The sequence below is a fragment of the Nitrospira sp. genome, from assembly GCA_037045225.1.
GTDB lineage: Bacteria > Nitrospirota > Nitrospiria > Nitrospirales > Nitrospiraceae > Nitrospira_A.
Genome location: JBAOHZ010000009.1, coordinates 2,397,690 through 2,421,690 on the forward strand (window position 1 = coordinate 2,397,690; position 24,001 = coordinate 2,421,690).

Sequence of the window (24,001 nt, forward strand, 5' to 3'; positions counted from 1 at the left end):
GCCAAGGGCAACAGGGAAGATAGGGGGCCTACCGTAGTCAGTGAATCTCGCCCGCTCCTAGTCCTTTCCTCGCATATCGAAATTGAAGACGGGCGCATCGTTCCCGAAGCGCTTTTTCCTCAGCTCTTCCATCAATTCAACGGTGACCATCGCGATGCCGGCTTCCCTGGCATGACGTTCCACGCCCTTCTTGACCATGGCGCGCAGGAAATAGGGGATTCGGCTGAGTCGCAATGCCGAGGCCTCGTCCCATGCGATATCGGTCTCTTCCGGAGTATTAAAGGCGACTTTGATCTTTTCGCCGCCCTTGGGGGTGTAGAGGCACCATTGATCTTCGTCCAGCCAGTCGCCGTGATCGACGTAGGGTCGAGCCCGACAGCCCCCGCAGATATCCGTGTACTCGCAATCGCCGCATTTGCCCTTCAGTTGGGGGTAGCGGAATGAATTGAACACGTCCGAACGTTCCCACAAATCGACAAAACTCGTCTCGCGAACATTTCCGGCTGAGAGCGGCATGTAGGGACAAGGCGTCAGCTCTCCGTTCGGAGTGACTCGCGCATAATTCGTCCCGGCCAGACACCCGCCGCCCATGTAACCGGTAGCTTTGGTCAGGGGAGAATTGGGATCTTTTTCGTAGGCCAGCCGCTTAAAATGTGGCGCGCAACGGGCGCGCACCAGCATATCTTTGTACTGGTCCTGGCAATCCACAAGATAGCCAAGAACCTCTTCGTATTGCTGGGGCGTGATGTCCGTCAGTTCTTCGCCGCGCCCGGTGCAGACCATGAAGAAGACATTCAACACTCGTGCGCCGAGAGTATGGGCCCATTCCACCACCGCGGGCAACTCCTGATAATTCATGGGTTGCGCGCTGAAGTGAACCTGGAACTGCAGCCCGTTGCGTTTACAGGCCTCGATGCCTGCTAATGCGCTGGCAAAGGCGCCGGAGACACCACGGAACTGATCGTGCTTGCTCGGATCAAGAGAGTCGATACTGATACCGACGCCCATCACGCCGATCTCGACCAGCGTTTTTGCCATACGATCGTTGATCAACATGCCGTTGGTACCGAACACAACGATGAACCCGAGTCCCACGGCATGCCGGGCGATGTCCAGGATATCCGGCCGCACCAGCGGCTCACCGCCGGTGATTACCAGCAGGCATCCCTTGTTCACCTCGGCGATTTGATCGATGAGACGGAAGCATTCTTCCGTACTGAGCTCATCCGACCCGCCGCCGGCTTTGGTCGTTGCATCGAGATAGCAGTGATCGCACTTGAGATTGCAGCGCTTGGTCAGATTCAGCGCGACCAGGTAGGGCTTAAAGTCATCGACCGTTCGACCATCGTTCGGCGCCGCCGAAGGGGACGTCGGAGAGATGAACTTTGAGATTTGCTGCTGGAGAGACTCCAGCTTATCGCCGAGGAACGGGAAATTAAGGACCGGCAGTGACTTTCCCATCACCGGTTTGCCCCGGTTTTGCTGGAGGAGCCGGTCAGGTTGGCGATCATATCTTTCAGATTGCCGGTCTTCATGGCATCGGCCATGTAGCCCTTCGCCTGCTCGATTCCCTCAGTCGCAACTTCCAGGGTGATCACCGTCGTGCCGATCTTATCGGCGTGTTTCTCGATCAGGGCCTTGGTGCATTCCCGCATGAACCCTTCCGGTGCACGATCCAAACGACCCTGAGCATCCGGCGTCCAGGTATAGGGCGACAAGGCTTCCTGAGGAGCCGGAGCCGGTTCCTCGCTATGGCCGTTCTTGGCATGGGCTTCGGTTCCGTTGGGCTCGGCTACCGCAGGGGTCGGTTGAGGAACTGCCCCCGTCCCCTTGTTTGCAAAAATGGGGGTATAGTCTTCGGAGGCCGCTTCTTGAATCATCGAGCCGGCATATTCCAGCGTAATCGTGGTCATACCGAGCTTGCGGGCGCTCTTTTCGATCTTGGCTTTTGCGCGGCGACGTTGGAAGCCGGCCGGCACGGCGCGAATCGCCTCTTTCGCATCCTTGGTCCACTGCATCGGGACATCGTCATAGGCGACATCGGTCTCAAGCCCACCTTCGGCCTTGGCGGCTGCTTCGAAGATGGTTTTGTCGACTTGCTTGAAGCGATCACCTTCGGCGCTGCACACCGGGCACTTCACGGGGGTGTCGCCTTTTCCGATATAGCCGCACCCGTCGCACACAAAGTAGTTCTGGCTCATTCGATCCAGGTAGGCCTGCGTACCGGGGCTGTGGGCCGGTTTTTCTTCCACCACTTGGGTCATCATCCCGCTCAGGGTGGAGCCCATCAGGTCCGCTGCGACTGAGTCGTCCGCTTGCATCTTGTCGCGATCGATTCCGGCGGCATCCAGATTCCCGCCCAAGGCCCGCATCGCATCCATTGCTCCCTTGGGGAGGATGTGTCCGACGGCCGAGTCGACGACCGTATTGCTGATGATCGTGTGGCCCTTCTCAATGGCGTATCGGTGAATGGCGGTCTTGGCCACCCCACGGGCAAACACGGGAATTCGCTCCATCCGACGCAAGGCTTCTTCGGTCCAAGCGATGGTGTATTCCGCCTGGGTATCGATCGGTGGCACGTACTTCCGATTCGAGACCAGGATGTTGCAGGTTGCCGCCCGAAGCAGGTTTTCCGTGTTGCTGCCGATATCCATGTCCTCGTCGCTGTGGACGCCGATGCGACCCACAATCAGGAGCCACGGATTTTCTTTCCGCACGTATTGAATGATCTTTTCGAAGGCCTTCCCGTCCAAGAGGGTCGTTTTCACATCGGTCTGCTCGGCCTGAGCGATTTCACGGGAGATATCCAGGTGTGATTGATAAATTTTTGCCAGACCGCTGTCGATGACTTCCTCATGCAGTTTTTCCTGCTCTTTAAAGCGGAAGACTTTCCCCGCCTCTTCATTGAGCACGCCGGAAATACTGTGGAACGCCGCATAGTGGAAGTACGGATCGAAGGCTGAAATGGCCTCAACCGGAACATTAAACGCTTTGCCGAGTGCCAGCCCGGTCATGAGACCGCCGAAGGAATAGGGACTGCCGTCCACGGCCACGACGATTTTGCCGGTGCCAACCGGAGTCGGTTGTTTGATGATCAACATGTCGGAGTTGCGTACGCGCCGCAGAACTCGCTCGGTGTTGCTGCCGATCACGCTGTCTTTGACTGCTCCGACTCCCAAGGCCCCCATGATCACAAGATCGTAGGCATTGGTGTTGATGTCCTCAGCCAGCACTTTCCAGTTGCGTCCCTCTAAGGAACGGCGTTCGACGGGCAGGTTGGCCTCGTTACACTTTTTATCAACGTAGTCGAGGTAGGAGTCCGTGATGATCTGGAGCCCGCGGGTAATGAGCGAATCGTGGATCTGGCGCTGGCGATCGAGTTCCTTCTCGTCGTGATACTCTTCGGGAAGGCCGGCCTCCATCTGCTTAAACCGCTTATCGTGCATCTTGGCGGCATAGACGTGGCTACCCACAATCTTCGAGCCGTAGGTTTTCGCCAATTCGACTCCAACATCGACGGCTGTATTGGAATGGTCGGAATTATCGACCGGGATATAAATGGTCTTGTACATCGAAACGCCTCCTAGGCAAACACTCTACAGGGGGAAGAGATCAGAGAACCGCCAAGAATTCAAACGGTTGAGTGGAACTTTACCCCAAAAGAAGCGGCATGATAGCACCGTGTTCTCGGGGAATGCAAGCAAACCGAGGGTGTGCAAGGGCCTGTGAATAACGGCTAACTCATTGGACTCACAGCCGTCTTTTCCGTCGTGGCGGCGGTCGGCTGAGCGGGGCGACGCGAGCGAAGTATGTCCTCCAAGGTCAGCAGCGCGTCCCGTCCGGAGTTGTTCTGAATGCCGCGAATGAGGTTTGCATCGGCATAGTGGGCCGTGTCCGGTTTTGGGCCGGAGGGGGTCGCTTGAGAAGTGGTTTGAGATAGTGAACCGGTCCAGGCGCGGGGATCGCGGCTTCCTTCTTTTCGTTCCCATGCGGCGAGGCAGGCCTTGGCGATGATTTTGTTCAACGGCGCCGGGTTATAGAGCAGTTTACGAATGCTCGTCGGCGTCAGCATGAGGGGGTTGTATCCAGCCGAGAGGTAGCCTTCCTCCAGCAGCCGGTGCTCCAGGTCGGTATTGGGTTGGATGCCCAGGAAGAACATCAAGGGGAAGACCCGTTCTTCTCCCAAAATCGAGGCGACCTTCTTATAGGACTCAACGCTTTGCAGCAGGCTCTCTTCCGTTTCCTTCGGGGAGTTCAGTGAGTAATTGAGGATGACCTTGCCCTTGAACCCCGCTTCGGCCAGATAGCGGCATCCGTCGTAGAGCCGTTCGAGCTTGAAGCCCATGTGCAGGTTATTCAACACCTCCTGCGACCCGGAGGTAATGGCGACTTCCAAGTCTCCGACACCCGATCGCACCATCAATTTAGCCAGATCCGGCGTGATTAATGAGGTGCGGATGTAGCCGGACCACTCGATCTCCAACTGTTCACTCACGATCCGTTCGAGGATCTCCGTGCATTGGGGATAGGCTTCCTTCCCGGTAATGAACTGCGCATCGGTAAACCAGAAACGCCGGGCGCCCCATTGGTGATAGTGCTGGGAGATGTCCTTGACGACCATTGCCGGCGGCCGGTACCGCACGCGTTTGCCTTCGATATAGGGATACAGGCAGAAGGCGCAGTCGTACGGGCAGCCGCGTTTCGTTTGGACGCCGATGGATTCATCCATATACGAGGCGTGCTGCGGGAAAATGGAAGTGAGGTAGGGCAGATCGACGGTTAAGGCGTCGAGCAGCGCCGGAGCGCCCTGGTTGCCTTTGCGCGTCTGTTTCCCCTCGCGAATGATATAGCGCTCGTTTTCCAGCGATTCGCCGTTGACCACCTTCAGAATTGCGTCTTCCCCCTCGCCCAGGATGCCGATGGTTCCTTCCGGAAGCTTCTCGATCAACTGGTCGGCAAAGGCCGTGAAGGCTCCGCCGCCGATCATGATCTGCGTCTTGGGGAATTCCTTCCGGATCAACCAGGGGTAGGACAGATTGGCTCGGATATGGCTGTAGTAGCGATAGAGTTGCTTCAGCCCGGCAAACGACGCGGCGACCCGTTTGATGGGGTTCCCGGCGAAATAAAAATTGAAGGCATGCTCCAGCGAGGTGTCACCTTCGTGGGGAGAGAAAATCTGAATGTCCCGCCACGAAAAACACACGAGGTCCGGTTTGAATTCAAGCGCAGTATCGCGGATCGCCTGGCTGCGTTGCGATTCCGGGAACAACGACAAGTCGAGGATGCGTTGCCGCACCTCCGGCTTCCGTCGATGGATGAAGTCGGCCAGATAGGTCACCCCGATCGGGTACACCTTCTTGCAGGGGAGGAAAATGTAGAGAATGGATTCCATGGTCGGATCTGATGGCTACTCGCGTAGGGCTGATAGGCGAGAAAGGAATGGCTCCCTGCTCCTGGCGCATTCGCCATAGGCCATGCGCGCTGTATTACTTGGTTGCCACGTGGATGGCGACAATGCCTCCGGTGAGGTTCCGGTATTCCACCTGGCGAAATCCGGCTTCGCGTAACAGGGTGGCCAGCCGTTCCTGGTCGGGAAAGGTGCGGATGGATGCCGGGAGATATTCGTACACTCCCGTGCGGTCCCGCGCCACTTTGGTGCCGATCCAAGGGAGTAGGCGAAACGAATACCAATCGTAGAGGCCGCGCAGCCAGCCATAGGCCGGTCGTGAAAACTCCAGACACACGAATCGACCGCCCGGCCGCAACACCCGCCGGATTTCCGTGAACGCCTGCGTCAGGTTGCCCACGTTGCGCATGCAGAAGCCGGTGGTCACGGCATGGAAGGTCTCGTCAGGGAAGCCCAGCTGCTCGGCATTGGCCTGCAGGCAGGTAATCCGGTCGCGGAGCCCGCGCCCGGTGACTTTCCTCAGTCCTTCCGCCAACATCGCATGGTTCAAATCAGAGGCGATGACATGGCCTGCCTGGCCCATCTTGGGTTCAATCAAGAGGGCGAGATCTGCCGTGCCGGCGCCGATGTCGAGCGCGCGCCCGTTCGTTTCGGTGGGCACGTACGATGCGGTGAGGCGTTTCCAATGGTGATGGAGGCCGAAACTCAGCAGGGTGTTGTTGAGATCGTAGACGCCCGCGATCGCGGTGAACATCCGTTGGACGGCCTGTTCACGCGCCTGCCCGGACCAGGTTGAGACAGCTTTTGCCGCCTCTTCCGGCTGATCATGTATGGGAGATCGTTCCGCCCGCACCATGGGAGGGTGGTAGCACCCGCTTTTGCCTGTTGTCAAGGTAGCGGTGCCGGTGGGACGGATGTGATGGGAATGATTCGATCGGTGCGCTAGTGGCGATCAGGCCGCCGCGCGCGTGTCGGTCTTGGCGGCACTGTCCTTCCACTGACCCACTTCGAGGCTGTCCAGCCAGTCCAGCAGCTTGCCGACCATCTCGCCTTCGAAGATCGAGCCGTGCTGCGGGCAGATCATGCGGGGCTTGATGGCGCGGACCCGTTGTGTCCACCCGCGCAGGGCGACGGTGGACGGCATCCAGCGCAGATGAAACCCCCGCATATATTGGATGTGCTGCTCGAAATCGGTGACCACCAGGCTGGCATGATGGTCGGGGACCAGGGCGCCGCCGATGTCCCCCGAAAAGAGAATGCCGGCGGTCGGATCGTAGAGAGAAAAATTGCCGGAGGAGTGACAGTAGTGGGCCGGAACGGCTTCAACCTCAGGGCCTTCGTCGTCGATCCTGATGCGCATCCCCTGGTCCGGAATGGGGTTCAACGTGATCACCGCACCGGTGCTGAAATGGCTGACGAAGCCTGTCCAGAGCCAGGAGCAATAGGTTTTGATCGCGGGGTTCAGGTCGAGCCACATGGCCAGCGACGAGCAGATGTCCGGGTCCTGGTGGCTGGCAAAGATCACGCGGATGTCTTGCATGCGCACATACTTCGCGAGTTCCGCCAGGACCTGTGGGAAGATTTGAATGCCGCCCGGGTCCAGCAACATGGCATGGCTGCGATTGATGATGACGTACTCATTCGTGTCGATGACGTGACTGTCCTTTTCGGGATCGCGGCCGATGACGATCCACTGGTGGCCGTTCTGGTTATACAAGACTTTACTTTGCATACGTGTGCCCTTTCAGCAGCAGTTCTAAGAGCTCCTGCCCGTGCTCGATGGCCTCTTTCATGGCGCGGGTTTTCGCATCCAGATCATCCACGACATGGGTGATCTCCGTCGCCAGGTTCTTGAAGTTGGCTTCTGCCTCTGCCAACCCGGCCGCTTCCGAGGAAATACAGAAGGCCATATAGCGCGCGGTGAGGCCGATCGTTTTCAGGCCGACCAGAGCCTGCTGGGTTTCCCCCAGGCAGCGCAGCGCCTCTTTCAGCCGCTCATGCAGTTCGGCGAGATTGGTCTGGCACAGCTGGACGATATAGACGCGATTGTCGCGTTCGAGTGCCCCTGCGTCCGAAAACGCCGGATGCTGCATCAATTGCGTGACATCCGCCGCCGTGGTGAAACGGAGGTGAGACAAGGTGTTCAGGCTTTTTGCGGCCGAGCTCTGCTCACCATGCGCCATCGACGAAAGCAGGCTGGCGATCAGTTGATGATAGCGCCAGACAATGTTTGAACTGTGGGCTGTGACACGGGCGAGCCCCGCGCAGAGGTGCTCAAGTGCTTCCACCTCGGGCCGGATTTCTTTGGGGGTATTGTTCAGAATCTCGACGAGCGCCAGCATGGGCCGGCCTTTCCCTCCTGCGATTTTGGCCGCTTGCACGACGCCGTTATTCGCCAGAATCTGCATGGAGAGCGAGAGCTGCTGGAGAGAGCGCCCGACGTTGAGGATATCGACGCAGATCCCGAAGAGCTGATTGATATTGCGCTTAAAGAGGCTCAGGACGTCATGCATAGTGGTTGAGCTGATGGTGGGGTGGCCTGTTCAAGGCTCGGGGGCCATTCGTAATGCTCTATCGGCACATTCGGGAAAAACTCAAGTCATGGCTCGACTGACTCCGCCCTGGCATGCGTCTGAATTTTGACGCCGGCCGGGGCCTCCGTCAGGATCGCCGTCATCGGGTGCCGAGACTCGCGCGACGGCGTGGTATAATCCCGCGCTTATGAGCAATTCCATCATCATCAAAGGTGCGCGTGAGCACAATCTGAAGAACCTCGATGTCGAGATTCCGCGGGATAAGCTGGTCGTCATGACCGGCTTGAGCGGATCGGGGAAGTCCTCACTCGCCTTCGACACGATCTACGCGGAAGGCCAGCGGCGGTATGTTGAGTCCCTCTCCGCGTACGCCCGGCAGTTTCTCGAACAGATGGGCAAGCCCGACGTGGACTCCATCGAGGGCCTCTCGCCGGCCATTTCCATCGAACAAAAGAGCACCAGCCACAATCCCCGTTCCACGGTTGGGACGGTCACTGAAATCTACGATTACCTACGGCTCCTCTATGCCCGTGTCGGCCACCCCTACTGTTTCCAATGCGGCCAGGAAATCACCGCGCAGACCGTCCAGCAGATGGTGGATGCGATCTGTGAATTACCGGAAGGGACGAAATTTCAGATACTCTCTCCGATCGTGCGCGGGCGGAAGGGGGAATACCGGAAAGAATTGCTGGAGATGCGGAAGGCCGGCTATGTGCGGGCCCGCATCAACGGGGAGATCGTCGATCTGGGCGAGGACATCACGCTCGATAAGCAGAAGAAACACAATATAGAGATCGTCGTGGATCGACTGGTCATGAAGCCCGGCGACGCGTTGATGCGGCGGGTGGCGGACTCCGTCGAAACGTCCATGAAGCTGGCCGGGGGGTTGGTCGGGGTCCTGTCCGAGACGGGCAAGGTGCATCTGTATAGCGAGAAGCTGGCCTGCATCAAGTGCGGCGTGAGTTATCCGGAGATCACGCCGAGAATCTTCTCGTTCAATAGCCCGCATGGAGCCTGTCCGGCCTGCGACGGAATCGGGTATGCCATGACGCCGGGCGCGTCGGAAGAAGAGGACTTTACGCTGCTGGAGCGGTGCGAAACCTGCGACGGGGCTCGGCTCAAGCCGGAAAGTCTGGCGGTGAAGATCGCCAAGAAATCGATTGCCGAAGTTACGATGTTATCGGTGCGGGCAGCGGCGGATTTTTTCACGTCCCTCAAATTTACCGAACGCGAACTCGTCATCGCCCATCGCATCCTGAAGGAGATTCGCGAGCGCCTGGGATTTCTGGTCAATGTCGGCTTGGATTACCTGACGTTGGACCGTCCGGCGGCCACGCTTTCAGGCGGCGAAGGTCAGCGTATTCGTCTCGCCACCCAAATCGGGTCGGGCCTGGTCGGCGTCTTGTACATCCTGGACGAACCGTCGATCGGCCTCCATCAGCGGGATAACCGGCGTTTGCTCCAGACCCTGCTTCGCCTCCGCGATCTCGGCAATACGGTCATCGTGGTGGAGCACGATGCGGAGACGATGGAAGCGGCCGACTACATTCTCGACCTGGGGCCGGGCGCCGGCACGCATGGCGGCCGAATCATTGCCCAGGGTACACCCAAGCAAGTGATGGCGAATCCCGACTCGCTCACCGGGATGTACCTGCGCGGCGAGCAGATGGTCTCGCTCCCGTCTCGTACTCGGAAGCCCAAGGGCTTTGTGACCGTCGTGGGGGCGAAGAAGCACAATCTTAAGGGCGTCACCGTCAACATTCCCCTGGGCCTGTTAACCTGCGTAACCGGCGTATCGGGATCAGGCAAGAGCACCCTCGTGCTCGAAGTGCTGTTCCATTCGCTCTCCCAGCTGCTCTATCACAAGAAGCCGAAGATCGACGGCTGCAAGGAACTCAAAGGTGTCGATGCGCTGGATAAAATCATCGACATCGACCAATCGCCGATCGGCCGCACGCCGCGATCCAATCCGGCAACCTACACCGGCCTCTTCACGTTCATCCGCGACCTGTTTTCAAACCTGCCGGAGTCGCGCGTGCGCGGCTACAAGCCGGGCCGCTACAGCTTCAATGTGAAGGGCGGGCGTTGCGAAGCCTGTCAGGGCGACGGCCTCATCAAAATCGAGATGCATTTCCTGCCCGATGTCTACGTCACTTGCGAAGTCTGCAAGGGACAGCGGTACAACCGCGAGACCCTGGAGATTCAATACAAGGGCCGGAGCATCGCGGATATCCTCAACATGACCGTGGACGACGCCTTGGAGTTCTTCGAGAACATCCCCTACATCAAGACGAAGTTGCAGACGCTCCACGACGTGGGGCTGCATTACGTCAAGCTAGGGCAGTCCGCCACCACGTTGTCGGGCGGTGAAGCTCAACGGGTGAAGCTCTCTCGCGAACTCTCCAAACGTCCCACCGGCCGCACCATGTATATTCTGGATGAGCCCACCACCGGCCTGCATTTCGCCGACATCCAGCGACTGCTGGACGTGCTCGATCGTCTGGTCGAGACCGGCAATACTGTCCTGGTGATCGAACATAATCTCGACATGATCCGCAATGCGGATTGGATCATTGACCTGGGTCCCGAAGGCGGCGACCGGGGCGGCGAAATCGTGGCCGAAGGCCCGCCGAAAGAAATTGCAAAGGTGAAGAGGTCGTACACGGGGCAGGTGCTGAAGGAAGCGGGAGTGTAGCGGGTTGCGTGAGGGGCGCTTCGGGTGTCGTCAGAATGCGCTCAGATGGAGGCGCCCCCTGGTTACACGCTCACTTGCTCGCGTGCGACTCTAATGCGCGACCAAGGGTCGCATGCCGTCGCACAGCTGCATGTTGGCCGCTACTATCCTACCGTGCCGCCCTGACAACATCCGAAGCGCCCCCCGCACACCCCGCTAAGTGTGAGAGAGGCATAGGGAAGCAAAGGACAATATTGAATCCAATGCTTAGCAAACCCAATAGGCCTGTTGTTGCCGTTGTTTATTCAGTCTAGTGCCCCCCGATTAGATGACTAACCGATCACTCGGCCGATGCTAGACCTTGCAATCAGCCAAAGGTTTCCAAAGAGGTAGGCCTATGCACACCATCCTGCTCCTTACAGTCTCCAACATCTTCATGACCTTCGCCTGGTATGGGCATCTGAAGTACAAAGAGTCGCCGCTGTGGATCGCAATCTTGGTGAGTTGGGGGATTGCGTTCGTGGAATATTGCTTTCAAGTGCCGGCGAACCGGATCGGCCACTATGAATTCACGGCGGCCCAGCTCAAGACGATTCAGGAGGTCATTACCCTGATCGTGTTCTGCGTATTCTCAGTCCTGTATCTGAAAGAAGAGCTGAAGTGGAACTATTTGGTCGGATTCGGAATGATGATCGGCGCAGTGTTCTTTGTCTTTAAGGAATGGTGATCGCGGTCATTCGACAGCGCTTTCAATTCTTCTTACTGTTAGACGAGCCTTCCCAGCTCCCCCCAATCCTTTGGCGCCTCTATCAAATTTTTCCTCGTAGTCTCGGTCCTGGCATCTGACAGGCGCCAGCGTTAGCTGCTTGGCTAGCGCCTTTCTTCCCTCTCTCCAGGGTAATGACTAGGGTCTCCTTGGATGTTTATCGGTTACAACGTGAGTAGAAGGCTTGATTGGGAAATGATCTAACGCTGACAGCCCCGAGAAGGAGGCATGTATGAAGACAGCAACATCAATTAAAAACCTGGGATTGGGGCTGTGTGTTGTGGCAGCCGGCTTCATGGTTGGGGGCTGTAACACAACGAAAGCTACGGTTGACACGACCGTCAATTTCTTCTCCAGCACGAGCCCCAATGGGCTCTTTTCAGCGGACGGCATGGTGCTGAAAGAGCAGAAGATCAATCTCTTTGCAGGAGTGGCGTACGAGAACCTCCGTCAGGAGGCTGCGGCTGGTGGGGGCCAGTACGTGAGTGCCTTGGCCTCGCTGTATGAAATCCCGTCCGGCAAACAGGAGGATTTTGGCCTGGTACTGCAACGCAAGCACGCCGACTTATTTGCGGCGGGATTGGAAGAAGATCGCACGGCGCATCTGAAGATGGTCAGCGCTCTGAATCGTGAGCTGGTGGCAGCGTCGCTATTACCATAATCTGCGGTTGGTCGGGAGGAATGTATGGGAACGATGGGAAAAGGATTTATCCTCTGGTTACTCGGAGTTCCGGCAAGCCTGCTGGTCCTCTTATGGTTTCTGGGCATTCTCAAGTAACCAGGCTATACAGAGGAGATTGGCTTGCGGGCGGACAGGTTGTCTGTGCCTGAGGAGTCAGTGTGAGACTCCTGACGGCAGGAGCGCGGGACCGAATCCCTCCTGTTTTGTCCGCCCGAATGGCTGAGGTCCTGGTCTTCTACTTGAACCAGCGGTCGTACATATACAGCAAATCCAGCGTCAGTCTGGCGCCGAAGGTCGGGCCGTAGTCTTTCTGGTTGATGAGATCGTTCCAGGTTTCGAACGTGAAGGCCGAATAGCGCACCGCGACTGAGACGAATCGTTCTTCCAACGCATCCCCCCGATGATCTACGAACAGACCTGAATCGACGGTCACCGCCAGTTCGATTTCCCATGGAGTCGAGTCGGCCCAGTGCCGATAGTTCCCGAGGCCGACAGAGCCCTGAGCCATGTAGGACTGTGGCGCGACCTGGTGGAACGCGGCACCGCTGAACGGGCGGCCGTATCGCGCGAGGGCTGAAACGCGAAGGTAGTCGCCCAGCAGCGGTACCGGGGCGAAGAGGGCCAACCGGCGAAATCCTGCCTGCACATAGGGTTCATAATACAGCGACCCACCGGCGCCACCCAGACCGGCAAAGAACGCATCGTTCGATCCCAAGAGACTGAACCAGCGGGTCAGCGACCCGCTGAGCATGAAGTCGTTCGCTTCGCGTTTGTTCCCGACCGGGACCTCGGTGAGCCCTCGAAACTTGTGCACCACATCGTTTTGAAGAAACCGGCTCGGCCCGTCGCGCGTGGGTCCGCCGCCTGCCGTGAGATTGAGATTCCATCCCGGCAATTGGGCCAGGGGCTTGGTCCAGCTCAAGGTGAAGAAATTCAGCCCCATGGTTTCCCGCATATCGTTGTAGCGTCTGCCTTCCCCGTCGAACTCGGTAAACCGATCCAGGAGTGCGGCGCTCAGGGTCAAGGTAGGGTCGTGATCGGGGAAGGCGATGGCGCCCCAGTGGACGCTATGCGGGGGAGCTTCGGCCAGGGCGAGTCCCGGGATCGCGCAGACGGCGATCACGAGGGATAATATCCATCGACGATCCATCGGGGCGCATAGTGCCTGTGTCGATTTCATTTCGCAAGTAGCCGGTACGTAATCGCACCGCAAGATCGCACCGGTTGACTGTGCCCGCGGGCTTGCAGTCGCGGCCTGTGCTTACTAGAATGCCCGTCGAATTTGGTCGATTCGAATTGGTGCTCTTCATCTCCATTGCGGGGAATTATGCCGCCGAAGAAAAAACAGACCACGACCAGTACCGGCTCATCGACGGACGACGCAGCCGAGTTCGAAAAGCTCGGCGTGTTTTATCTCGGGCGGCCTTATGATCTTGCCGCCAAACAGGCCAAGCCCGGCTGGTTGCTCTACGATTCGAAGGATCTGGTCACTCACGCGGTCTGCGTCGGTATGACAGGAAGCGGCAAGACGGGTCTCTGTGTCGGTTTACTGGAAGAAGCGGCTATCGACGGCATCCCGGCCATCGTTATTGATCCGAAGGGCGATCTCGCCAATCTTCTGCTCACCTTTCCTCAGCTTCGCGGCGAAGATTTCGCGCCGTGGATTAATGAAGACGACGCCCGCAAGAAGGGCTTGTCCGCCGCCGACTTCGCCGCGCAGCAGGCGACCCTGTGGCAGAAGGGGCTTGGCGACTGGGGCCAGAGCGGCGAGCGTATCAAAAAGTTGCGTGATACGGCGGACTTCGCGGTGTACACACCGGGAAGCAACGCCGGTCTTCCGGTGTCGATTCTGAAATCCTTCGCCGCTCCGTCCGCAGAATTACTCGACGATGCCGAACTCCTCCGCGAGCGCATCGGCACGACCGTGACCAGCCTGTTGGGGCTGATCGGCGTCGAGGCCGATCCGATCAAGAGCCGCGAGCACATTCTGCTCTCCTCGATTCTCGACAGCGCCTGGCGGGCAGGGCGGGACCTCGATCTTCCCGCGCTCATTCATCAGATCCAAACGCCTCCCATGACGAAGGTGGGTGTGCTCGATGTGGAGTCGTTCTTCCCCTCGAAGGAACGGTTCGCCCTGGCCATGCAGCTGAACAACCTGCTGGCCGCGCCGGGTTTTGCCGCCTGGATGGAAGGGGAGGCGCTGGATATCGGGCGTATGCTCTACGGCCCGTCGGGCAAACCGCGCATCGCGATTTTTTCTATCGCCCATTTGAACGATGCCGAACGCATGTTCTTCGTGTCCCTGCTTCTGAACCAGACGTTGGGGTGGGTCCGCGGCCAATCCGGCACCACGAGCCTGCGGGCCATCCTCTACATGGATGAGATTTTCGGCTACTTCCCGCCGGTCGCCAATCCGCCGTCCAAAGCTCCCTTGCTCACATTGCTGAAGCAGGCGCGCGCGTTCGGGTTGGGTGTGGTGCTGGCCACGCAAAACCCGGTTGATCTCGACTACAAGGGACTGGCCAATACCGGTACCTGGTTCATCGGTCGGTTGCAGACGGAGCGCGACAAGGCGCGCGTGATGGAAGGGTTGGAGGGCGCGGCTGCCAGCAGCGGCAAGAAATTCGATCGCCAACAAATGGAGCAAATTCTTGCGGGGCTTGGGAATCGGGTTTTTCTCCTGAACAACGTCCACGAGGATGCACCAGAGGTCTTCCAGACCCGATGGACGCTGTCCTATCTGCGCGGGCCGCTCACGCGGACACAAATCAAACAATTGATGGATCCCATTAAGCGGGAGAGACCAGCCGAAGCGGGCCAGTCGACAGGCACACCCGTGGCATCGACGCCTGCACATGGGACGCCCCATGCGCAACGCCCCATGTTGCCGCCGGAGGTGCCGCAATACTTTGTCCCGCTACGGGGACGCCAACCGGAGGGGCAAGCACTCGTCTATCAACCGATGGTCTTGGGGGTGGCACAGGTACGGGTGGTGGACAACAAGGCTGCGGTCGATGTGACCGAACCCCTCACCCTACTGACTCCGCTTACCGGTGGTGCCGTGCCGGTGGAATGGGATCATGCGACGATCGTCGATCTGGCCGTAGCGGATCTGGAGCGCGATCCTGCAGGCGGGGCTCAGTTCGCCACGCTGCAGGCTGCCGCCGGCAAGGCCAAGCAGTTTGACGGTTGGAAGACCGACTTGTCAGGCTGGTTATTCCGGACGCAAAAAGTTGAGCTATTCCGTAGTCCGAGCACGAAGGCGCTTTCGATGCCCGGAGAGCCGGAGCGTGACTTTCGTGTGCGGCTTCAACAGGCGGGCCGGGAGCAGCGTGATCAGCAGAGCGAAGCCTTGCGGAAAAAGTATTCACCCAAGATCGCCGCGTTGCAGGATCGTATCCGGCGCGCAGAACAGATGGTGGAACGGCAGCAGGCCGAGTCCCGCAGCAGTCAGATCCAGGCGGCTATTTCAGTCGGCGCCACTATCCTGGGGGCGTTTCTCGGGCGGAAAACGATCAGCGCCGGCAATATCGGCAAGGCGACGACGGCGATCCGCGGCGCCGGCCGGGCGATGAAAGAGTCGAAAGACGTGAGTCAGGCGGAAGACAACGTGGCGGCGTTGCAGCAACAGCTGGCGGCGCTCGAGGCCGAGTTTAAAGCGGAAGCCGATGCCCTGGCTGCGGCGACCGATCCGCTCACAGAAAAGTTGGAGTCCCTGTCGTTGAAACCCACCAAATCGAATATCTCGATCAAGCTCGTGGCTCTCGCCTGGGTGCCGCATTGGCGGGATGAGTCAGGGACGGAGACACCTGCCTGGCAATGAGCCAGGTGTCAGTATGCTCAAGGATGCCGTCGTCTTCGTCCGTCGCTCGTGAAACGTCGTTCGTCTCTCGTCCGCAGAAAAGAGCCTCTAGCGTATGGCCTGAAAGGGAGCGTGGGGCATTGCTTCCAGCTACATGCCATACGATCTCGTCCCCAAGAGGATATGCTTCACGTTTCACGAATGCCGAACATCCGGTTAGCTGAGTTGACGGGACATACGAAATCGCGTCGGATCCGACCGGTCTCGCGTAAACCCGAGTTGTTCGTAGAAACGGAGCCAGCCGACGTTGCGGATGGACGTGCCGGCCCAGGCCGGATTGTCCGGCCCCAAATCGACGATCAGATTGTGCCCGGAGTATGCCGCCGTTAATTCCACAATGGCATGTCTGAACAAGCGATGTCCCAGGCCCAAGCCTCGATAGGCCGGTCGTACCCAGCCATGCAGCGCGAGCCGGTGTCCGGCCACCGAAAGACGGGTCGCGGCCACTACGGCCAGGATTTCCCCTGGCCCGGCCGAATCGTCCGGTGAGGGCCTGGCTTTCAGTCGCATGTGCCAAGCCGCTCGCCGCGTGTGGTCGCCGGTCGGTTCCTCCAACGGCAACAGTTTGTGGAGCGCCTGCATGAACGTCTCCGCGTAATCCGGCACGGAATCCCACTCAATCGACAGGTCTCTGACGAGCGATGAGAGATCACTGGTCGGCCCCATCGCTTCCAACACGACCACTTCATCGATACTTAAATTCAGGTGTGGCTCGGCGAAGCGGACGAATTGTTGGCTGTACATGCCGCAGAGCGTCGGCCAGAAGAGACGGAAGGTCTCAGCGGAGGTCCAGCGCCGGAACAGGTTCATCCAGCCGCGATTGAGGGCGTGATTGTGGAACTCTTCGAGGTTCACGGCCAGGTAGACCTGTTCCATGAGTTGGATCTGCAGATTGCAGGTGTGCAGCGCGGCTCGCGGATTGACCGCGATGGTCCCGGGATCGATCCCGAACACCGAGCGGAGTTCAGGATAGATTTCCAGGTCGTAGCGAAGCAGGTCCGGATCGTCGCGCAGGAGGCGTTCGAGATCCTTCAGGTCGTCGGTTTCGCCGAGGAAGGATTCACGCATGCCCGGCGGGGTGGTCAGCCAGTAGGAGCGGAGTGCATGGCAGAGCGAGGAAAAGTCCTGCTCGCTTCGTTGAATGGCGGGGCGCAGCACCTGTTGGGCGATATGTTCGCCGAGGCGACGGTAGGATTCGAACTGGGCTTCGTCGAAGAACTGGTCGGAGGTCGGTTCGTGGGGAAAGGAGGGGTGACGCGCGGCGTAGTCCTGGACGTCCGACGGCTCGTTCCCGGTCAGCGAGGGTTTGAGATAGATCAGGGTGCCGGCGGTGGCGTTGGCATCCACTTTGTCGTAGCGAATCATGCCGATGGCGTGGTGGCGACTGCTGGTCTTGGCGTCGGCGGCCCGCTTGATCTGGTCGAGATTCAGTTCGATGTCGATTCCCAGATCGATGCGGATCTTCCGGATGGCGTTGCCGAGATCTTCAAAGGTGAGCTGCGGGTCACACCCGGCATCCACCACGAGGATGCAGTGACAGCGGCGCAAGACCATTTCATACAAGCCGAGATTTTCGAAATGTCCGCCGTCGGAGAGGTAGACGTAGGGATGACAGGAGTCTGTGAGGCCGAAGGTTTCGGACAGCAAGGGGCCGACCGAGACGTTCGGTGACGCTTTGCGATAGGTGTCGGCGCCCGCACGGCCTGGGTTCCCGAGCCACCAGCCCAAGCGAATGTTGAAGAGCGCGAGGAGAAACGTCACGGCTGAAGATGAATGATAGCCCATGTTGGGGCTCGCGGCGGCGCCTGAGATCGCCAGAGCGGTCCCGAGAGAAAGGGGTTGGGCGAGGTAATGGTTGCATCCGTACTCCTCCGAGCGGCGATACCCCAGATTCCAACTGCCGCTGTGGAGCGCGCTGATCGTGAACGATTGGGCTTTCCGTTGTTGCCAGGCCAGGTTGTCGCCCTTGACCAGATTGAGCGCGATGTTGATGAGATGAAGCGGGCGCGGGCTCTGGTCGTGCAACTTATTGAGAAAAAGTGTGGTGAGCCAGGTGGTGGCGTCACGACCCTCCGGCGTCTCCGGTTGTTGCAAGGCGGCGATCTTGGCGCGGCAGGCCGGTCCGACACGCAGCTGTTCGGCGACCGTGACCAGCGCTTTGTTCGTGAGCGAATGGGAGAGTTCCTGCGTCAGGTGCGCGATCATGGCCTGAATTTGGGCCGATGTCGGTTCCGGGAGCGCGTGGAACGCATCCAGCCGCGCGCGGGCATCTTTTGAAAAGACTTCTCTGGCTATCCGGCGCGCCAGGCGCACGTCGTCGAATCGCACGTCGCTCATGGCCGGATTATCCAGATTGTCGAATCCGGTGAAGGGGTTGAATGTCCGTTCTCGTTCGGCCTGGACGCGCGAGGCTCCGAGATAGGCGCGGATGAGCCGGTTGCGATACATCGCATGCAGCGAAAACCGGTTGATATTGATTAGTCCGGACATGAGGAAGCCCAGGAATGCCACGGTCCATGTGAATAGGATCAGTATCCGCAAGGGCGTATTGTGAAGCACTTGATAGTGGCTCTGGAGATTCGACCAGACTCCCATGCCGGTCTGCATAGGACCGATGAGATTGTCGTTGTTAAGGTGTTGTTGAAAGAGGTGGGCGAAGAGGTTCAATTGCCAACTGGTGCCCAACGCCAGTGCGATCAAGATACAGACCATGAACAGCGGCGCGGCAGCCCGGACAGCCAAATCGGTGAGCAGGGTCATGTTCGACCGCTCTTCCTGCTGCTGCGCGGTGGTGCGTGACCCGGATCCCAGGACCAATGTCAGGAGGCCCGAGATGCCGCCGAGAGAGGTGGCGACGGTTGGGGTGAGCCACGCAATCAGACCAGGACCGAAGACCACGATGGAAGAGAGGCCCGCCCATATCACCATTGTGATCAGCACCCAGGAACCGGTGCGCCCCCACCATTCACGATCCTGTTCTTCGGTGAACCGGCTTGCGAGACCGATGAAGATTGTCGCGGTCAACAAGAACACCGCCAGGACGCCCGGAACGGCGAAGGTGGCGAACCACTCGGCAAATTTGGCGACGACCAGCTGATCGGGAGTCTTCATCAGGATAGATCGGAGCAACAATCCGCCCAGCGCGCCGGTGGCGGCGACGGCGGCGGCTTCCCAGAGCAGCCAGGGGGAGAACGCTTTGAACCGCTTGAGCACAACCACGGAGAAAAGCCAACTCCCTGTATGGAGAAGAATGCCGCCGAGTACAGTGTCGGCGAGCCTGAATTCCTCCACTGTGCCGCTGTTATGGAGCCAGGCCCAAGCGGTTGTGAGGTAAAAGACGGACGCGATCAAGGGGCCGAGGCAGGCGACCAGAAACCAGTGCGGGCTTTCCAGTTTCTGCCAGCAGGTGTTGCGGCGATACTCGCGGAGCGTAGGGCGACAGAGGTGCAGATAGATCAGCGCCATGACGGCCAGTCCGAGACCGACCATAAACACGGCTTGGATAAGCCAGACGTGCAAGGGCTGCCCGGGGGTATTCAGCTGGGCAAGGGCGATGGCCCAGCGTGGCACGAGCAGGGGGACCATCAGCAACGGCAGCAGCACCATCCAGTTCAAATGCAGGTTGCGCAAGTAGATGCCGAAGAGCGTCCATGAGTCGACTGAGAGGAAGCCCAGGTGCGGACTCAGGTAGTTGCTATAGTTCCGCAGCCATTGAACCGGCGGCGGCGCTTCCGTGGCGCCGGTTTTCGGCGTGACCCGCAGATCCTCGATGACGCCGTCCAATCCATGCGGATGGCGATGGATCCAGGCGGTGAGCCAGCTGCCGATGTAGCCTCCGCCGGAGACGGTCGAAAGGTAGTCGAACTTGTTCAGAAGCTGCAGGCGCGCGAGAGACTGCAAGACGCCGAGTCCGAAGGTCGCGCTGCGTATGCCTCCGCCGGAGAAGCAGAGTCCCGCGCGTTTCGGGTGGCAGGCGTGGATGTGCCGGAAGAGCGCGGCCGTGCGCACCGCATCGGGGGCCCCCACCGGATGATCCTTGGGCAGGGGGCCGTGCAGCAGTTCGGTTTCTTCCTCCAGAATCGTTGCGAGTGTCAGCGGGTCGTCCGGCGAAGCGGGAGTAGTCATCGTGACTCCAAGGGGAACATGGTGAGGGTGGCGTTGTCTCGACGGAAAGCGCCCGTGTCGGCGCCTGTCATACCACGATTGGAAAAGGCAAACCACATGCCCAGTAAGGACGGTAGAACAGAACGCGGCCCGGCAACCCTGTCGATGCGTTCCGTGCCGTCTGCGGATACGGAAATAGACGCGAATGCGTAGGGCAGGTATGTTGTGGAGATTATCGAATCGGATACAGCGCGTATCTCAAGTGATACGGCACCCTGGCGTCGCTATGGTCAATGCTTGCGGTCCCGCTGCATCAGCTTGTCGGTGTAGGCGAGGAAGATCGCCGAACCCAGGAACGTCATGTGAATAAAGATCTTCCACTTGATGTGTTCGGGGTTCTCGTTGGTCACGTCCACAAAGGCCTTTAACAGATGAATGCTGGAGATGCCGACGAGCGAAGCGGCCAGTTTGATCTTGATGGTGCCTGGATCCACATGGGTGAGCCACTCCGGGCGATCGGGGTGGGTTTCCAGATCCAGTTTGCTGACGAAGGTCGCGTAGCCGCCGATGATGACCATGGTCAGCAGGTTGGCGACCATGGTGACGTCGATCAGCGACAGCACACCCAGCATAAACAGCGTTTCGGTTTCCTCGCGGAAATGGACGATCATGTGCCAAAGTTCCGTCAGGAACTTGGCGGCATAGAGCAGTTCGGCGATGATGAGCCCGCCATAGAGCGGCGCCTGAATCCAGCGGCTGCCGAAGATCAGGATTTCGAAGAGCTGCTCGACACGATGGGCTGCTGTAGACGGTGGAGACGGGGTATGGGGTGCAGACGGATGACTCACGCCGGTATGGACCCTCCTTGTTCAGGGCGTATCCTAGTCGGCGCGTGGAGTTCTGTCAATCGTGAGGTCGCGAGGCGTGATGCCCTGGCCGACTAGCCCCCCGCAGGCGCGTCGTTCGCGACAGAGGGTTTGAGGTCTTCGGGTCTGACATCGGGCAGCCAGTGCGCAACCTTCGCCTGGAGGTCGGCGGCGATGATCGGTTTGCTGATGAAGTCGTCCATACCGGCCTTCAGGCAGGCTTCGCGGTCGCCGGCCATGGCATTGGCGGTCATGGCAATGATGGGAAGACGGGTACCCGGCTGTTCCTGCGAACGAATGAGCCTGGTGGTTTCGAATCCGTCGAGTTCCGGCATCTGGCAGTCCATGAACACCAACGGGTACGGGTGCCGGCAGATGGCGGCTAATGCCTCCATTCCGGTTCCCGCGAGGTCCACGCGACAGCCCAGCTTCTCCAGCATCTTCACGGCCACGCGTTGGTTGATGGGGTTGTCATCCACGACCAGCACACGCTGGACCGTAAGGGCCTTGACCTCGGTCAGGGTGTGCCGCGTGATCAATTGCGCCTTCTCCTCCTCACGGCCTTCCCGGCCAAGCGTCAGGCGCATACAATCGGCCAGATGGCGCTCACGAATCGGTTTGGTCAGGTACGCGGCGGCGCCCGCTTCTTTCGCGAGCATGCTGTCCCCGCGCTGGCCCGAGGCCGTGAGCAGAATGACGTGGGTTTTCGCGATGGCAGGATCTTCCTTGATGAGCCGGCAGAGTTCCAGTCCGCTCATCTCCGGCATGTGGACATCGACGATGGCGATGTCGAAGGGGGTGCCTTCCTGCGCTGCCTGCCGTAAGAGGTTGAGTGCTGACGGACCATCGACGGCACTCTCATGGTGCATGTTCCAGGCTGAGACATGGTACTGGAGCAGACTCCGATTCGTGGCATTATCGTCGACGAGGCAGACGCGAAGGCCGCTGAGATTCTTCACAGGCAGCGGAGGCGTGATGGGGGCGGTGCCTTCTTCCGGGGTAGAAAACTTGACCGTGAACGAAATGCGGGTTCCCAGGCCCGGCATCGACTGCAGCCCGATTTCCCCGTCCATCAGTTCTACCAAGCGTTTGCAGATCGAAAGGCCGAGCCCCGTGCCGCCGTATTTACGAGCGGTCGAGCTGTCGGCTTGAGAAAAAGCTTGAAACATCTTGGCTTGGGCTTCCTGCGTCAGGCCGATCCCGGTATCGATGACCTCGAACCGCAGGGTGACGGAGCCTGAACTCTCATCCGTTTGCATCACCTGAATCAGCACTTCGCCCTTCTCGGTGAACTTGATGGCATTGCCGACCAGATTGGTCAGAATTTGTCTGATCCGTCCGGGATCGCCGATCACGGTTCGCGGGGTCTGCGCATCGATGAGCCCGACCAGTTCCAACTGGCGTCCCTGGGCGGTCGGTGCCAGGATGTCCAGGGTGTCTTCGATGGTCAGCCGCAGGTCGAAGGGGATGTGTTCAATGGTGAATTTGCCGGCCTCGATTTTGGAATAGTCCAGAATATCGTTGATGATGCGGAGGAGCGATTCGCCGGAATGTTTCAGCGTTTCCAGATAGCCCTTCTGCTCAGCGGTCAGCTCGGTGTCGAGCAAGAGGGTCGTCATGCCGATCACCCCGTTCATCGGGGTACGGATTTCGTGGCTCATGGTCGCCAGGAAGTCGGTCTTCGCCTGGCCGGCCCGCACGGCTTGGTCGCGGGCTTCCGAGATCTCCCAGTTCTTCCGTTCGAGGTCCTGGGCCGCTTTCGACAGCGCGCTTTCTGTGCGTTTTCGCATGGTGATGTCGACGATGGATGCCAGCGCCAGTTTTCCGTTCGGCGTATCGATCGGGTTGAGTCCGAGCTCGACGGGAAACTCCTGCCCGTTCTTATGCAGGCCGAAGAGTTCCCGGCCGGCTCCCATGGCGCGGGACGACGGGGCGGAGAAGTATCCGATGCGATGCGCCGGATGGTCGGGACAAAACCGTTCCGGAATCAGCATTTCGACCGGCTTGCCGAGCATCTCCTCTCGGCTGTAGCCGAACATGGTTTCGACCTGTTTGTTGACGAGCGTGATGTTGCCGAGGGGATCGATCATCAACATGCCGTTCGGCGCGGATTCCACCACTTGACGGAACTGGGCCTCGGCCTGTTTGCGCGAGGAGATGTCGCGTACGATACCGGTAAACTTTCTGACGCCGTCGACGAGCATCTCACTCACGGCCAACTCAATGGGAAATGACACGCCGTCATGTCGAAGTCCCAGCACTTCACGGCCGATGCCGATGACCTTTTTCTGGCCCGACTGCAAATAATTGGTCAGGTACCGGTCGTGTTCCGTGTGGTAGGGGTCGGGCATGAGGAGTTTCACGTTCTGCCCCAGCAGCTGGTCCGGGGTGTACCCGAACATGCGAGTGACAGCGGGATTGAGCGATTCGATGATGCCTCGTTCGTTGATGACGACGATGCCGTCCACCGCCGTGTCGACGATCGCGCGCAACCGGGCCTCGCTCTGATGCATGGCGGCTTCCGCCTGTTTGAGGTCCGACACGTTGATGTGCATGACCACAGCGCCGTAGCTCGGGCTGCCCTGCTTCGGGGTGACGATGACCCGGAACCAGCGTCGGAGTGTGGGACTTGAGCTCTCGTATTCATAGTCGAACGCACGGATGGTGCCGTCCAGGATGTGCCGGATTCCTTGGGCCACGTGCTGGGCGTCGGGCTGAGGTCCCGCCGCATCGCAGATGTGGAGATAGTTGAGGCCGACGCCGTAGCCGTCGTCGGTAAAGCCGTTCGCGGCTGCGAACCGTTCCCAGGACTCGTTGACTGCGAGAATCGTCCCCTGCGCGTCCAGCACGGCGATATTGGCCGGCAGCACGTTGATGATGCTGGGGTCGAGGCCATGGTCCTGTCGCCGTCTGGCGCGACGCTGATGGAGAGACATGAAAGCCATCCCTCTCTAACCCGGACTATTCATGAATACCTGCTCCGTCGTCCGATCCTCTCGCCCGCCGGGGCTGCTCTCGTTCGGCCTCCTCGACGGACCGCAAGTACGTCTGCGTCGGCCTTACTTGCGAAAAGCCCCGGCGGGCTTCGGTCTCAAACGACTCGCGA

General features: G+C 59.3%; 14 protein-coding genes. 4 read left to right on the top strand and 10 right to left on the bottom strand.

Annotated features, from left to right (window positions below; translation table 11 throughout):
• Positions 1 to 57: 57 nt before the first annotated feature.
• The 6 genes from V9G17_12100 to V9G17_12125 all read right to left on the bottom strand — a co-directional run bounded on the left by V9G17_12100 (position 58) and on the right by V9G17_12125 (position 7,920).
• Positions 58 to 1,461, bottom strand: a complete 1,404-nt coding sequence (locus tag V9G17_12100; GenBank protein MEI2753334.1) for a radical SAM protein — start codon at positions 1,459 to 1,461, stop codon at positions 58 to 60.
• A complete protein-coding gene (locus tag V9G17_12105; protein ID MEI2753335.1) occupies positions 1,461 to 3,572 on the bottom strand; it encodes a universal stress protein in 2,112 nt (703 codons plus the stop codon). Before V9G17_12105 ends, V9G17_12100 begins: the two co-directional genes overlap by 1 nt.
• Positions 3,573 to 3,736: 164 nt before the next feature.
• Positions 3,737 to 5,392 (bottom strand): radical SAM protein, encoded by a 1,656-nt coding sequence (locus V9G17_12110; protein MEI2753336.1) that lies wholly within the window; start codon positions 5,390 to 5,392, stop codon positions 3,737 to 3,739.
• 94 nt (positions 5,393 to 5,486) lie between these two features.
• Complete coding sequence (locus V9G17_12115) at positions 5,487 to 6,263, bottom strand: class I SAM-dependent methyltransferase (protein MEI2753337.1); 777 nt, start codon at positions 6,261 to 6,263, stop codon at positions 5,487 to 5,489.
• Between the two features lie 96 nt (positions 6,264 to 6,359).
• Positions 6,360 to 7,139, bottom strand: a complete 780-nt coding sequence (locus V9G17_12120; GenBank protein MEI2753338.1) for an MBL fold metallo-hydrolase — start codon at positions 7,137 to 7,139, stop codon at positions 6,360 to 6,362.
• A complete protein-coding gene (locus tag V9G17_12125; GenBank protein MEI2753339.1) occupies positions 7,129 to 7,920 on the bottom strand; it encodes a hypothetical protein in 792 nt (263 codons plus the stop codon). Before V9G17_12125 ends, V9G17_12120 begins: the two co-directional genes overlap by 11 nt.
• Before the next feature lie 208 nt (positions 7,921 to 8,128).
• Between V9G17_12125 and uvrA the strand changes: the two genes are divergently transcribed.
• The 3 genes from uvrA to V9G17_12140 all read left to right on the top strand — a co-directional run bounded on the left by uvrA (position 8,129) and on the right by V9G17_12140 (position 12,042).
• Positions 8,129 to 10,636, top strand: coding sequence for an excinuclease ABC subunit UvrA (gene uvrA, locus V9G17_12130; GenBank protein ID MEI2753340.1), 2,508 nt, complete (start codon positions 8,129 to 8,131; stop codon positions 10,634 to 10,636).
• A 376-nt stretch (positions 10,637 to 11,012) separates the two neighbouring features.
• Positions 11,013 to 11,342, top strand: coding sequence for a DMT family protein (locus tag V9G17_12135; GenBank protein MEI2753341.1), 330 nt, complete (start codon positions 11,013 to 11,015; stop codon positions 11,340 to 11,342).
• Positions 11,343 to 11,613: 271 nt separating this feature from the next.
• Positions 11,614 to 12,042: a DUF3015 family protein gene (locus tag V9G17_12140; GenBank protein MEI2753342.1), complete on the top strand. Its 429-nt coding sequence runs from the start codon at positions 11,614 to 11,616 to the stop codon at positions 12,040 to 12,042.
• A 256-nt stretch (positions 12,043 to 12,298) separates the two neighbouring features.
• On the opposite strand, the gene V9G17_12145 is transcribed toward V9G17_12140, so the two are convergent.
• The gene (locus tag V9G17_12145; protein MEI2753343.1) at positions 12,299 to 13,213 is read right to left on the bottom strand and encodes a hypothetical protein; all 915 of its coding nucleotides are present in this window, start codon (positions 13,211 to 13,213) and stop codon (positions 12,299 to 12,301) included.
• A gap of 177 nt (positions 13,214 to 13,390) precedes the next feature.
• On the opposite strand from V9G17_12145, the gene V9G17_12150 reads away from it, so the two are divergent.
• The gene (locus V9G17_12150) at positions 13,391 to 15,886 is read left to right on the top strand and encodes an ATP-binding protein (protein ID MEI2753344.1); all 2,496 of its coding nucleotides are present in this window, start codon (positions 13,391 to 13,393) and stop codon (positions 15,884 to 15,886) included.
• Between the two features lie 195 nt (positions 15,887 to 16,081).
• On the opposite strand, the gene V9G17_12155 is transcribed toward V9G17_12150, so the two are convergent.
• From V9G17_12155 to V9G17_12165, 3 genes are all read right to left on the bottom strand, one after another.
• A complete protein-coding gene (locus V9G17_12155) occupies positions 16,082 to 20,050 on the bottom strand; it encodes a GNAT family N-acetyltransferase (GenBank protein ID MEI2753345.1) in 3,969 nt (1,322 codons plus the stop codon).
• Positions 20,051 to 20,319: 269 nt separating this feature from the next.
• On the bottom strand, positions 20,320 to 20,877 hold the full coding sequence (locus V9G17_12160) for a TIGR00645 family protein (protein MEI2753346.1): 558 nt from the start codon (positions 20,875 to 20,877) through the stop codon (positions 20,320 to 20,322).
• Positions 20,878 to 20,969: 92 nt separating this feature from the next.
• Positions 20,970 to 23,831, bottom strand: coding sequence for a PAS domain S-box protein (locus V9G17_12165; protein ID MEI2753347.1), 2,862 nt, complete (start codon positions 23,829 to 23,831; stop codon positions 20,970 to 20,972).
• Positions 23,832 to 24,001: the final 170 nt, after the last annotated feature.

What these genes read in the sequence shown, in the direction of transcription:
- uvrA (MEI2753340.1), top strand. Translation starts at nt 8,129, where the DNA reads ATGAGCAATTCCATCATCATCAAAGGTGCGCGTGAGCACAATCTGAAG.
- V9G17_12105 (MEI2753335.1), bottom strand. Translation starts at nt 3,572, where the DNA reads ATGTACAAGACCATTTATATCCCGGTCGATAATTCCGACCATTCCAAT.
- V9G17_12140 (MEI2753342.1), top strand. Translation starts at nt 11,614, where the DNA reads ATGAAGACAGCAACATCAATTAAAAACCTGGGATTGGGGCTGTGTGTT.
- V9G17_12145 (MEI2753343.1), bottom strand. Translation starts at nt 13,213, where the DNA reads ATGGATCGTCGATGGATATTATCCCTCGTGATCGCCGTCTGCGCGATC.
- V9G17_12100 (MEI2753334.1), bottom strand. Translation starts at nt 1,461, where the DNA reads ATGGGAAAGTCACTGCCGGTCCTTAATTTCCCGTTCCTCGGCGATAAG.
- V9G17_12110 (MEI2753336.1), bottom strand. Translation starts at nt 5,392, where the DNA reads ATGGAATCCATTCTCTACATTTTCCTCCCCTGCAAGAAGGTGTACCCG.
- V9G17_12120 (MEI2753338.1), bottom strand. Translation starts at nt 7,139, where the DNA reads ATGCAAAGTAAAGTCTTGTATAACCAGAACGGCCACCAGTGGATCGTC.
- V9G17_12155 (MEI2753345.1), bottom strand. Translation starts at nt 20,050, where the DNA reads ATGACTACTCCCGCTTCGCCGGACGACCCGCTGACACTCGCAACGATT.
- V9G17_12115 (MEI2753337.1), bottom strand. Translation starts at nt 6,263, where the DNA reads ATGGTGCGGGCGGAACGATCTCCCATACATGATCAGCCGGAAGAGGCG.
- V9G17_12150 (MEI2753344.1), top strand. Translation starts at nt 13,391, where the DNA reads ATGCCGCCGAAGAAAAAACAGACCACGACCAGTACCGGCTCATCGACG.
- V9G17_12125 (MEI2753339.1), bottom strand. Translation starts at nt 7,920, where the DNA reads ATGCATGACGTCCTGAGCCTCTTTAAGCGCAATATCAATCAGCTCTTC.
- V9G17_12135 (MEI2753341.1), top strand. Translation starts at nt 11,013, where the DNA reads ATGCACACCATCCTGCTCCTTACAGTCTCCAACATCTTCATGACCTTC.
- V9G17_12165 (MEI2753347.1), bottom strand. Translation starts at nt 23,831, where the DNA reads ATGTCTCTCCATCAGCGTCGCGCCAGACGGCGACAGGACCATGGCCTC.